This is a genomic window from Stenotrophomonas sp. STEN030, from assembly GCF_056759995.1.
In genome coordinates, this window is sequence record NZ_JBRREB010000034.1 from 45,234 (window position 1) to 53,179 (window position 7,946).

Genomic DNA, 7,946 nt, shown 5'->3' on the forward strand with positions numbered 1-7,946 from the left:
TTACTCGGCAACTTCCTCCACCGCCCGCGGGTGTGGGCGGTTGTCGGGCAGCTGCCAGAACACCAGTGTCGAGCTGAGTGTGATTGCACCGACGCAGATGAAGGTGGCATGCAGCGCCGCCGTTGCGCCGTGGCCGCTCAAGTGGTCGCCAAAGGCCGCCAGCAGGCTGCCAGCGGTGGCGGCGCCAAAACCAGTGGCGAGCATCATCACCATCGACAACAGGCTGTTGCCGCTGCTGGCCTGATGCATGTCCAGGTCGCGCAGGGTGACGGTGTTCATGACGGTGAACTGCATTGAATTGACCGCGCCGAAGATCGCCAGCTGGGTCAGCTGCAGCCACAACGGCTGATCTGCATTGATCAGGGCGAAACTGGCCATCGCAAAGCCTACGCAGACGGTGTTGATCATCAGGATGCGGCGATAGCCAAAGCGCTCTACCAGGCTGACGGCTGCACGTTTGGCAGCCATGCCCGACAGCGCCACCGGAATCATCATCATGCCAGCGGTCATCGGGCTCAGGCCCATGCCAACCTGCAACAGCAGTGGAATCAACAGTGGCATCGCACCGCTGCCGATACGTGAGAACAGGTTGCCAAGGATGCCGATGCGGAAGCTGATCACCTTGAACAGGCTCAGCGGAAACAAGGCGTTGCTGGTGCTGGCCGCATGCAGCCAATAGCCGGCCAGCGCTGCGATGCCGACCACCGCCAGCAGCAGCACCAGTGCATGTGCCGAGTTGAGCGCCGAGACGCCATCCAGTGCCAAGGACAGGGCGATCATGCCGAACGCCAGCATCAGGTAGCCGGCCAGATCGAAGCGCTGTTTCCGCTGGCCGTAGTGGTCGGGCATGATCTTCAGCGCGGCGACGAAGCCGACCACACCGATCGGCAGATTGATCAGGAAGATCCAGTGCCAGGAAGAAACTTCCACCAGCCAGCCGCCCAGGGTCGGGCCCAGCAGTGGGCCGATTAGGGCAGGGATGGCGATGAAGCTCATCGCCGACAGGAACTGCTCGCGCGGTACCGAACGCATCACCGCCAAGCGACCCACCGGTAGCAGCATCGCGCCGCCTATGCCCTGCAGCACGCGCGAGGCGACCAGCCATTGCAGTGTCGGCGACAGCGCGCAGGCCAGCGAGCCCAGGGTGAACAACACGATCGCGGCGAGGAAGGTACGGCGCGTGCCGAAGCGGTCGGCGATCCAGCCAGAGGCGGGAATGAAGGTGGCCACAGCCAGCGCGTAACTGAATACCACTGACTGCATCTGCAGCGGGCTTTCACCCAGGCTGCGCGCCATCGCCGGCAAGGCCGTGTTGACGATGGTCGAGTCCAGCATCTGCATGAAGATGGCCAGTGACACCAGCCATAGCAGTGGTTTCTGGGTGGAAGTTGCGGGCAGTGGACTGGGCGGAGCAGGGGACATCAAAACGACTCGCGCTGAGGCAGGCGCTTATTGTCCTCCGATGCGTGTGCAGATGCCGCGTACGCGGCCGCTCACCTGTAGTGCCGAGCCATGCTCGGCAGGGGCTTTACCCGTAGCAGCCGCTCACCTGTAGTGCCGAGCCATGCTCGGCAGGGGCTTTACCCGTAGCAGCCGCTCACCTGTAGTGCCGAGCCATGCTCGGCAGGGGCTTTACCCGTAGTAGCCGCTCACCTGTAGTGCCGAGCCATGCTCGGCAAGGGCTTTACCCGTAGCGGAGGGGTTACGTGTAACGCCCTTGCCGAGCATGGCTCGGCACTACAGGTAAAGAAAGGCCCGGGTTGCCCCGGGCCTTCGGCTTCAGCGGCGGCTGAGGCGGTGTACTGCATCCACCAGCACCGCGACGTGCTCGGGGTTCATGTCCGGCGACATGCCGTGGCCAAGATTGAACACGTGGCCTTCGCGCGAACCACCATTGCCGGCGGCATAGCTTTCCAGCACCTTGCCGACTTCGCGGGTGATTGCATCCGGCGAGCCGTACAGCGTGGTCGGGTCGAGGTTGCCCTGCAGCGCGACCTTGCCGCCGACAGCGCGGGCGGCATCTTCCAGCGAGATGGTCCAATCCACGCCGACGCCTTCAGCGCCGCTGGCGGCCAGCTCGGCCACGTACTGGCCGGTGCCCTTACCGAACAGGATCAGCGGGGTGCGCTCGGCACCGTCGCCGCGCTTGAGCTCGCTGGCGATGCGGTTGAGGTAGCGCAGCGAGAATTCGCGGTACATCGCCGGGCCGAGCACGCCGCCCCAAGTGTCGAACACCTGCAATGCCTGCGCACCGGCCGCGCGCTGCGCCGACAGGTAGGCGATGACCGCATCGGTCACCACGTCCAGCAGCTGGTGCAGGGCCTTGGGCTCGTTCAGCGCCATTGCCTTGATGCGGGCGAAATCCTTGCTGCCGCCGCCTTCGATCATGTAGCAGGCCAGCGTCCATGGGCTGCCGGAGAAACCGATCAACGGCACCTTGCCATCGAGTTCGCGGCGGATCAGGCGCACTGCATCCATCACGTAGCGCAGCTCGGTTTCCATGTCCGGCACGGCCAGCTTGGCGACCGCGGCAACATCACGCACCGGGTGCTTGAACTTGGGGCCTTCGCCATCGACGAAGTACAGCTCCAGGCCCATCGCGTCGGGGATGGTGAGGATGTCCGAGAACAGGATGGCGGCATCCAGGTCGAAGCGCTCCAGCGGCTGCAGGGTCACTTCGCAGGCGACTTCCGGGTTCTTGGCCATGCCCAGGAAGCTGCCGGCGCGGGCGCGGGTGGCGCGGTACTCGGGCAGGTAGCGGCCGGCCTGGCGCATCAGCCAGACGGGGGTGTAGTCCACTGGCTCGCGGCGCAGGGCGCGCAGGAAGCGGTCATTGCGAAGTGGGCTGGTCACATGGAACTCCTGGAGGTAAGAACCGCAGGCGCGCTGCGGCGCACCTGCAGGGAATGCGGGATTCAGGGCGCGGGCTGGCCGGCGGTGAACATCACCTGGAAGCCTTTCTTGATCTGGCCATCGCGGGCCTTTTCGAAGGCATGGATGGCGTCGTCATGCTGCAGGAACAGCTCGCGGCGCAGTTGGATGCGGCCGCCGGTCTGGCCGCTTTCGCGCAACAGCTCCCAGCCGCCGAGCAGATCCGGCACGAGGGACAGTTGAACGTAGCGGGGGGCTTCTTTGCCGCTGGGCGGCTGTTGCAGTAGGACGCGCATGGCGGCGATTGTAGCCGGTGTGCGGGTTTTGGGCTGGTTTTGGGGGAACGAGCGGATAAGACCCGCGCCATCCTTCTCCCCTCGGGAGAGGGTGCCCGAAGGGCGGATTAGGGGGCGGGCAAAGCCTTGTGCACTTTTGACGCCATCAGGCTTTGCCCGGACCCTCACCCCAACCCCCGCTACGCGCCCCGGCCCTTGCGCCAGCGCAAGGGCGTTCAATGGGCAACGAACCAGTGGTTCGCAAGCTGCCCTTTCACCCCGCAGGGAGAGGGGCCTCAGAGCGCGGTGGTCGATTTATCGCTCAACCCAGCCGCAGCACGTCCAACACGGCAGCCTCATCCACATCCGGCACTACCTCGGCCTTGCCGATGCCGCGCCAGAGCACCAGCCGCAGGCGTCCGGCGATGTTCTTCTTGTCCAGCCGCATATGCCCAAGCAGTGCTTCTGCGTCCAGGCCAGCAGGGATAGCCGTCGGCAGGCCGTAAGCCTCCAGCAGCTCGTGCAGCGTCTCGGTATCGGCTGCATCAGCCATGCCCAGCGCCGCCGACAGCTTGGCGGCCAGCACCATGCCAACCGCGACTGCCTCACCGTGATTGAGGTTGTCATTGCCCGGCGCGCCATAGCCCTGCGCGGTCTCGATCGCATGGCCGAAGGTGTGGCCGAGGTTGAGCAGGGCACGCTCGCCCTTCTCCAGCGGGTCACGTTCGACGATCTCGGCCTTGTGCTCGCAGCTGCGGGCGATGGCCTGGGCCAGCGCGCCGTCGTCGCCGGCCAAGAGAGCTTTGCGCTCGGCCTGCAGCCATTGGAAGAACAGTGGGTCGCGGATGGCACCGTATTTGATGACTTCCGCCAGCCCAGCACGCAGCTCGCGCAGCGGCAGGGTGCGCAGTGCGCTGGTATCGGCGACCACCGCACGTGGCGGATGGAAGGCGCCGACAAGGTTCTTGCCCTGTGGGATATCCACGGCGGTCTTGCCGCCAACCGAGGAATCAACCATCGACAGCAGGGTGGTGGGCAATTGCACGCAGTCCACGCCGCGCATCCAGCAGGCCGCGGCAAAACCAGCCAGGTCGCCGACCACGCCGCCGCCCAGGGCGAGCACGCAGGCATCGCGGGTAGCGCCGAGGCCTGCCAGCGCGTTGATCGCGCCGGCGAAATTGTCCAGGGTTTTGGAGGCTTCGCCGGCCGGGATGATGTGCTGGCCGATCTTCAGGTCGGGGCGGGCGGCCAGCAGCACGGTCTGTACCTGGGCCAGGTATAGCGGCGCGACGGTGTCATCGCTGACCAGCAGCACATGACGGCCGCGGATGGCGCTGACCAGCGTTTCGGTCTGCGACAGCAGGCCCGGGCCGATATGGATCTGGTAGGGGTGTTCGCCGCCGACGGCGACGGTGCGGGTGGGAGCAGTCATGCGGGTCGGTTCCAGAATCTTCCATTGCGCGGCAAGCCGGGTGACGGTGTGCGCGGTGGCGTCGGCGGGGGTGTAAAGGTCGGTATCGATGATCAGGTCGGCCACGTCGCGGTAAAGCGGGTCGCGGATTTCGGCCATGGCGTGCAGCACCTGTTCGCGGTCCTCACGCTGCAGCAGCGGCCGGGTCTTGTCGCGGTGCAGGCGGGCCAGCTGTGAGGCCACGCTGACCCGCAGGTAGACCACAAAACCACGGGCGCGGATGCGCTCACGGTTCTCAGGGTCGAGCACGCTGCCGCCGCCGGTGGAGATCAGCTGGCCGCTGCCGTCCAGCAGGCAGGACAGGACCCGTTTTTCGTGGGCACGGAAGCCGGCCTCGCCGACGTTCTCGAAAATGGCCGGGATGCTGGAGCCGACGTCGTCGACGATGGCTTGGTCGGCATCCACGAACACCAGCCCGAAACGCTCGGCCAAGCGACGGCCGATGCTGGTTTTGCCGGCGCCCATGGGGCCGACCAGGATGAGATTGGGGGCGGGATTCATTACCGGAGGATGCTAGCACCTCGTGTCAGTGCCTTAACACGGTAGCAGCCAAGCTCGGCAGTTCCACGAATGGTTCGTGGTGCAACCAAGGAGTTGGACATGTCAGTGGCGAAAATCATTGAAGTCAATGCGTCCTCCAAGACCAGCATCGAGGATGCGGTGCGTAGCGGCATCAAGAAGGTGGCCGAGACGGTCAAAGGCATCCAGGGCGCGTGGATCAACGAAACCAAGGTTGTCACCGACAGTGACGGCAATGTCACCGAGTGGCGGGTCAACCTGCGGATTACGTTCCTGGTGCAGTAGGCGGTTGCAGTAATCGCGCGGTGGGCGTCCAGCGATCATGCAGGGCGCGCATCTGCAAGGGCTCGGCGGCGATAGCGCCGTCGAGCCGTTCATGCGGTGCCGTTGTAGTCCTGCTTGCTGGACCGAATCAGCCCTGTGGGTCTGCCAGCGGCTGCCGTTGTGAATCCAGTGCAATGACCCGGTCAGCGATGCCGGGCAGGGTGCGCAATGCCTGTCGGCTGATGCGTTCGTAGAACTGCACGAAGCGCTCCAGTTGCGGCCGGGTCATGCTGCTGCGGCCGGGTGAGGCCTGCTGCAGCGCCTGCTCCTGCTGCCAGCGCCAGTGCGGGACCACCGCAAAGCTGGGCGGTTGCAACATCCACAGTCGGTCAAAACGTTGCCACAAGGCCGGGTAGTGCTCGGCCAAAGCCTGGTTGCACCAGCGCCGCCAGCTGCCATCGGCATCGGCGTCGCGTTCCAGTGCGTTCAATGGTGTTTGCAAAGCGTCATCGGTTTCGGCCGGTGTGCCCAGAAACCAGCCTTCGAACACCAGCAGATCAAGCGGTTGCTCGATCTTTTTCCACTGTGCTTCCGGCACGCGTTCGTCGGCGAGCTTGTCGAAGCGCGGCAAGGGGAACGCTTGTCCGGCTTTGGCTGCATCCAGGGTAGCCAGCGCCAGCGCCAGATCATGCGTGCCGGGCGGCCCGCGTGTGGCCAGCAAGGGATGCACGCGGTCGGCCAGACGTTGCCGCTGCGCGCGGGTCAGGTAGGTGTCGTCGATGGACACCGCCGCAGCGCACAGGCCGCGGCTGCGGGCCAGATCCACGATCTGCGCCGCCAGCGTGGACTTGCCACTGCCTTGCACGCCGCTGATCGCCAGTACTGGCGTGCCGTCGGCACTGCTCAGCGCATCATCCAATGCCTGTGCAACCAGTGCCGGCGCAAAGCGGCGTTGGGAAAAACTGTGCGGAACGGGGGACATGCCGCCACAATAGCCCAAACACGTGCCCTACGAAGCAGGACCATGACCAATCTTTACGCAGAAGCGCTTTCGACTTTCGCCGCATTGTTTGAAGAGGCCAAGGCTGGCAAGGAGATCGATGCCACCGCGATGACGGTTGCCACCGCCGACATCGATGGCCGCCCGTCGGCACGCACGGTGCTGCTCAAGGCCTTCGACGAACGCGGCTTCGTGTTCTACACCCACCTGGACAGCCGCAAGGGCCGCGAACTGCACGATAACCGGGCAACGGCGTTGTTGTTCCTGTGGCGCAGCCTGCGCGAGGCTGGCATCCAGGTGCGGATTGAAGGTGATGCGCAGTTGGTGTCCGCCACTGAAGCAGATGCCTACTTCGCCGGCCGCCCGCGTATGAGCCAGATCGGCGCCTGGGCCTCGGTGCAGTCACAGCCGCTGGCCTCGCGCGAAGAGTTCGAACAACGCCTGGCCAATTTCGAGGAGCGCTTCGAAGGCCGCGATGTGCCGCGCCCGGACGGTTGGGGTGGCGTGCGGGTGGTGCCACGACGCATCGAATTCTGGTACGGAGCCGACTTCCGCCTGCACGAGCGCTGGTGTTACGAGGCCGATGCGGCGGGTGAGTGGAGCAAGCGGATGCTGTTCCCGTAATGGCAAGGGGAGCACCTGCATGATTGGTCCACGCCGCATTGTCTGTCTGACCGAAGAACCGACCGAAACTCTGTACGCGCTGGGCGAGCAGGATCGCATCGTCGGCATCAGCGGTTTTACCGTGCGACCGCCCGAGGCGCGCCGCGACAAGCCCAAGGTCAGCGCCTTCACCAGTGCCAAGGTTGGTGAGATCCTCAAGCTCAAGCCGGATCTGGCCATTGGCTTCTCCGATATCCAGGCGGATATTGCAGCCGAGCTGATTCGCAACGGCGTGGAAGTGTGGATTGCCAACCACCGCAGTGTGGCCGGCATCATCGATTACATCCGCCGGTTGGGCGGGCTGGTGGGCGTGGCCGCACGTGCCAATGCCTATGCAGACGAGTTGCAGTGTGGGTTGGATGCGATAGCCGAGCAGGCGGCGAAATTGCCGCAGCGCCCGCGTGTCTATGTCGAGGAATGGGATGAGCCCATCATCACCGGCATTCAATGGGGCGCCGAGCTGGTGGAGATCGCTGGCGGCATCGATGTGTTCCCGGAGTTGTCGTGCGAACCGCTGGCCAAGGCGCGCATCCTTGCCAATGGTGACCCGGTGATCGCGCGCAATCCGGACATCATCATCGGCTCATGGTGTGGCAAGAAGTTCCGCCCGGAGCGGGTGGCGGCGCGTCCCGGCTGGGAAGCAATCAATGCCGTGCGCGATGGCGAGCTGCACGAGATCAAATCACCGCTGATCCTGCAGCCGGGCCCGGCCGCGCTGACCGATGGCGTGCAGGCGATTGCACAGATCATCAAGCAATGGTCGAAACGGGCAGGGGCGTTTTTTTTTGCGCGCGTCACCCGCATACCAAAACCACACACACCCCCCCCAAACACAAACAAACCAATCAAAATACCCCAAGTGCGGCCCGGCATAGAGGCCAAC

The 7,946-nt window shown here is 64.8% G+C and carries 7 protein-coding genes and 2 pseudogenes; 3 read left to right on the forward strand and 6 right to left on the reverse strand.

The genetic code is table 11. From position 1 onward, the window contains the following. From mdtD to ACVOLR_RS13040, 5 genes and pseudogenes are all read right to left on the reverse strand, one after another. Complete coding sequence (gene mdtD / locus ACVOLR_RS13020) at positions 1–1,422, reverse strand: multidrug transporter subunit MdtD (RefSeq protein WP_481536804.1); 1,422 nt, start codon at positions 1,420–1,422, stop codon at positions 1–3. A 357-nt stretch (positions 1,423–1,779) separates the two neighbouring features. Next, positions 1,780–2,853 carry a uroporphyrinogen decarboxylase gene (gene hemE, locus ACVOLR_RS13025; RefSeq protein ID WP_481536805.1) on the reverse strand — a complete coding sequence of 358 codons (1,074 nt, stop codon included), beginning with the start codon at positions 2,851–2,853 and terminating at the stop codon, positions 1,780–1,782. A gap of 62 nt (positions 2,854–2,915) precedes the next feature. Next, entirely contained in the window at positions 2,916–3,167 is a 252-nt protein-coding gene (locus ACVOLR_RS13030) for a WGR domain-containing protein (protein ID WP_282265842.1), read from the reverse strand. 301 nt (positions 3,168–3,468) lie between these two features. After that, positions 3,469–4,578, reverse strand: a complete 1,110-nt coding sequence (gene aroB, locus ACVOLR_RS13035) for a 3-dehydroquinate synthase (RefSeq protein WP_481536808.1) — start codon at positions 4,576–4,578, stop codon at positions 3,469–3,471. A 15-nt stretch (positions 4,579–4,593) separates the two neighbouring features. After that, positions 4,594–5,118: pseudogene (locus ACVOLR_RS13040) on the reverse strand (shikimate kinase); the annotation flags it as partial. A gap of 99 nt (positions 5,119–5,217) precedes the next feature. Here ACVOLR_RS13040 and ACVOLR_RS13045 point away from each other — a divergent pair. Then, positions 5,218–5,421: a dodecin family protein gene (locus tag ACVOLR_RS13045; RefSeq protein ID WP_481517051.1), complete on the forward strand. Its 204-nt coding sequence runs from the start codon at positions 5,218–5,220 to the stop codon at positions 5,419–5,421. 127 nt (positions 5,422–5,548) lie between these two features. Here ACVOLR_RS13045 and ACVOLR_RS13050 read toward each other — a convergent pair whose 3' ends face one another. Continuing rightward, positions 5,549–6,382: a kinase gene (locus tag ACVOLR_RS13050; protein ID WP_481536806.1), complete on the reverse strand. Its 834-nt coding sequence runs from the start codon at positions 6,380–6,382 to the stop codon at positions 5,549–5,551. 9 nt (positions 6,383–6,391) lie between these two features. On the opposite strand from ACVOLR_RS13050, the gene pdxH reads away from it, so the two are divergent. Then, positions 6,392–7,024, forward strand: a complete 633-nt coding sequence (gene pdxH, locus ACVOLR_RS13055; protein WP_481536809.1) for a pyridoxamine 5'-phosphate oxidase — start codon at positions 6,392–6,394, stop codon at positions 7,022–7,024. Positions 7,025–7,046: 22 nt separating this feature from the next. Continuing rightward, positions 7,047–7,832 (forward strand): annotated as a pseudogene (locus ACVOLR_RS13060) (cobalamin-binding protein); the annotation flags it as partial. Positions 7,833–7,946: the final 114 nt, after the last annotated feature.